The sequence below is a fragment of the uncultured Campylobacter sp. genome (assembly GCF_937949835.1).
In the GTDB taxonomy this organism is placed as follows: Bacteria; Campylobacterota; Campylobacteria; order Campylobacterales; family Campylobacteraceae; genus Campylobacter_B.
Window position 1 is genome coordinate 1 of sequence record NZ_CALEDC010000055.1, and the last position, 3638, is coordinate 3638.

Here is a 3638-nt window from a genome sequence, read left to right on the forward strand (position 1 = left end):
CGCTGCTAGGCCGCAAGATGCGTATCGGCATACATTTACCGCGCTGCGCTTTGGGCTCGGGGCGACGGCGCTTTTCGTCGCGATCGTGTTTTTAGCGCGCGAGCAGATCATGGAGATGTTGAGCCTAAGCGAGGCGCACAAGCAGGTCATGCGGCCGCTTTTTTACCTCACGCTGGGGCTTGAGTTCGGACGGACGCTTAATATCGTCTTCGTAAACGCCCTGCGTGCAAGCGGCGACGCGAGGTTTCCCTTTGCGATGGGCGTGATCTTTATGTGGGGCGTCTCGATCCCCGTGGGCTGGCTTTTGGGTATTCATCTGGGGTATGGAATTTTGGGCGTTTGGATCGGGTTTTTCTGCGACGAGTGGCTGCGCGGCAGCGCGAATACGGCGCGATGGATAAGTAAAAAATGGCAGAGCAAAAAGTTAGTCTAAATTTGCTAGGCTTACCGATCAGTCTGCGTTTTAAGCGGATGAAATACGCGCGCATCCGCATTAGCAAGGACTGCGAAATCAGCGTGAGCGTGCCGCGCTCCTACACCGCGGCGCAGGCGAAAGGCTTCATCCTGAAGCACGAAAGCTGGATCCGCCAAACGCTAGAGCGGCTGCAAAGCAAGCTACTAGCGAGCGATCAAGTTAGAATTTTAGGCAAAATTTACAAGCTGAAATTTAGCCGCGAGGTCGGGTTCGGTACAAACTGCGGCGCGAATGAAAGTTTAGGCGATAGTAGCGTGCGGGGCTGCATGAACTGGGCGAATGGCGATGCGAGTAGCGGCGCAGGCGGCGTAAATTCAGCCCATTTACAAAGCGGCGCGGACATAAGCGGTAGCGGCGTAAATGGTGGCGATGTGAGAGGCAGCGCAAACAATGCTACGGGCGGCATGGGTGACGGTGCGGACGGCGCCATGGAAAGTGAAATTTTAAAATTTCACTCAGGAGGGCGCACCTCGCAAAGTAGCGATGCGGGCAAATTTAACTCCGCCTCAAGCGACGAAATTTTAAAATTTAACCCCGCCGCAAGGGATGGAATTTTAAAATTTAAACCTGTCGCGGGTGAGGGAATTTCAAATTTTAAACCCGCTGCAAGCGGAGAAATTTCAAATTTTAGCTTTGTCGTGGGCGAAGGAATTTTAAAATTTAAACCCGCTGTGAACGAAGGAACTTCAAAAGCCGCGAGCGAAAACGTGCCGCAAAATGCAACACAAAGTGCGCAAGCGGCGGAGCCCGACGAGCCTGATTTTACGATCAAAAATTTTATCCAAAGCTCTAAATTTAAAGATAAAATTTTTATGTCACGAGACGCGATCTTTTGCGAGAGCGAGGGCGAGTTTGCGGCGTTTAAAAAGGCCTTTGCGCTTGAGCTTTATCTGCGCTATATCGAGAAATTTTCGCTGCGGATAGGCCGCAAGATCGCGCGGGTGCGGGTGCGCAAAATGCAGACGCGCTGGGGCAGCTGCAACCACGCAAAGGGCTATCTCAACTTCTCGCTAAGCCTGATAGAGCGGGATCCGCGCTTCGTCGAATACGTCGTGCTGCACGAGCTCGCGCACCTCATCCATGCAAACCACGGAGCGGATTTTTACGCGCTCATCGCGCAGATCATGCCCGATTTTAGGGCACGTATCAAGCTAGGCAAGGGCTAGTTCGCGAACGGAGCGCCTGTCTAAATTTCACGCCGCTGCGGCACGATCTTTGCAGTCGTAATTTCAACCGATCTTTCACTCCTCTTTCGCCCCACGCCGTAGCAGACCGCAGCCAGTCCGAACTCGCGCGGCGTAGGCGGCGAAATTTCGCAAATTTTCGCAGGCCAAAACGCTAATCTAAAGCCGCAAATTCCACGTATTTCTCCATCGCAACCAGCAGGAGCCAGCGCGCGGTAGGGCTGAAAAAATAGTGGTGTTCGGGGACCTGCTCCATTATAAATTTTAAAAAATCGTGAAAGTATTCGGGCGCAAATTTAACCTCGGCACTCGTTAGACTATCGCCCAGATAGTGGATTTCGCCGCTCAAAATCCTCGCTTTTACCGCGGGGTTTGCGTCTATGAAGCTCTTAGCATCAGCAAAGCTCAGGCAGCCCGCGGTCACGTAATCTTTCAATCCCCGCAAGACGGGCTTGGAACCGACGAAGGTGAAATTTTCCTCTATAAAGCGCGCTCCGCCCTCGCTCACCTGCCAGCGATCGCCCAAGCTCGATAAAAACGCAAACATCTCATCATCCGCGGATCCGAAATTTGCAGGCTCATTTTTGCGATCCATCTTTGTCCTTTTTAAATTCATAGTTGCTTTTATTTTGAAATTTTTACGATAAAGAACAGAAAATACGTTTGATTTAATCTTTTTAAAATCATTATATTAAATTAGGCTAATCAAGGTTTTCCGAGCTCTTTTTATTTCAAGCGAAATCCTTTACCGCCCTTTAAAATTCAACCAATTCAAATAATCGTTCTTTCTTTATTTTTTTGAACTTTATTTATTTGTTATCATCAGTGAACTGCTCTTTGACAAGATCTTTGATATCGCTTTTAATACTTTTAGTATCAACTATTCAATCCTCACCCAGCTTCTGAAATTTTTCTTTATCTGCCTTCGTATATTCCTGTCCATCATCATATTTTTTTGTGATCAACCGAATCATCTTGCGACGCAAAAACTTCTCATCTCTAACATTTGACCTCTCTTTGATCCACCCAATTAGTAATACCATCAACATTATAAAACCAATATAACCTAGAATTGGATACATAATCGATACTAATTTTTTAAAGCCCATAAAGGATAATATATACCCTACAACTACGGTGCCAATCATAATTGGATAAAAACGTTTTGATTGATTAGATGAGAAACGTTTTGCTAAGGCATAGAATAAACTGAAAGCAGTATTAAAGATCAAGCCGAAGATAACAAGTGCATACACAAACGCAAATGCAGGGTGAATCTGTTTGGCAATAGCCAACATAGGAATATCAACAGTCGTTGCAAGTTTTACATTTGCATATAAGATACAGGTTGTAACTGTGATGATAATACCGATTATAAATCCACCCAAAGTACCACCTTTTTCTGCTACACCAATCCTCATAATGGATCCCCCTAATACAAAAGCCATTGATACACCTGTCATAACGCAGAGCGAAAAATAATTCAGAACAGAAAACCAGATATTTGGCATTGGAGTAGAGATTGTATTTGCAATTGTTTCTAATTCTTTAAAATCAAAACGTTGACTTGCAAAGGTATACACTGCCATAATCATAATCATGATAAAAATAATAGGCGTAAATATTCCGATCACATTCGTGATTTTTTCAAAATTAAGAAAGCTAACAAGGATTATCAATACGGCACATAGGAGTGCTCCTGACCAGAATGGCATGCCAAATTGCTGATTAAGATTTGATCCAGCCCCGGCAATCATGACAAAACCTACCACAAAACAGCAAATAATTAAAGAAATATCAAGAATTTTATTAGTGATAGATCCAGCAATTTGTGAAAGAACTTCAAAGTGATCATTGGATCTAAAATAACTACCGAATGTAATAATGATTTTACCAAAGACGGCATTGAGGATACCAAGAATAACGGCTCCAAGAATACCCCATTTGCCAAAACTGACGAAATATTGCATCAGATCCTG

The 3638-nt window shown here is 45.2% G+C and carries 4 protein-coding genes; 2 read left to right on the forward strand and 2 right to left on the reverse strand.

Annotated elements, in window-relative coordinates; translation table 11 throughout:
* Both Q0256_RS01235 and Q0256_RS01240 read left to right on the forward strand, forming a co-directional pair.
* The coding region (locus Q0256_RS01235) for an MATE family efflux transporter (protein WP_297959284.1) at positions 1-433 on the forward strand (433 nt) is incomplete at its 5' end.
* On the forward strand, positions 409-1641 hold the full coding sequence (locus Q0256_RS01240; protein ID WP_297959286.1) for a M48 family metallopeptidase: 1233 nt from the start codon (positions 409-411) through the stop codon (positions 1639-1641). The genes Q0256_RS01235 and Q0256_RS01240, both read left to right, overlap by 25 nt.
* 172 nt (positions 1642-1813) lie before the next feature.
* Here the strand turns inward: Q0256_RS01240 and Q0256_RS01245 are convergent, their stop codons facing one another.
* Complete coding sequence (locus Q0256_RS01245) at positions 1814-2254, reverse strand: hypothetical protein (RefSeq protein ID WP_297959287.1); 441 nt, start codon at positions 2252-2254, stop codon at positions 1814-1816.
* A 289-nt stretch (positions 2255-2543) separates the two neighbouring features.
* Positions 2544-3638 (reverse strand): hypothetical protein (locus Q0256_RS01250; protein ID WP_297959289.1); only part of this gene is annotated, 1095 nt, incomplete at its 5' end.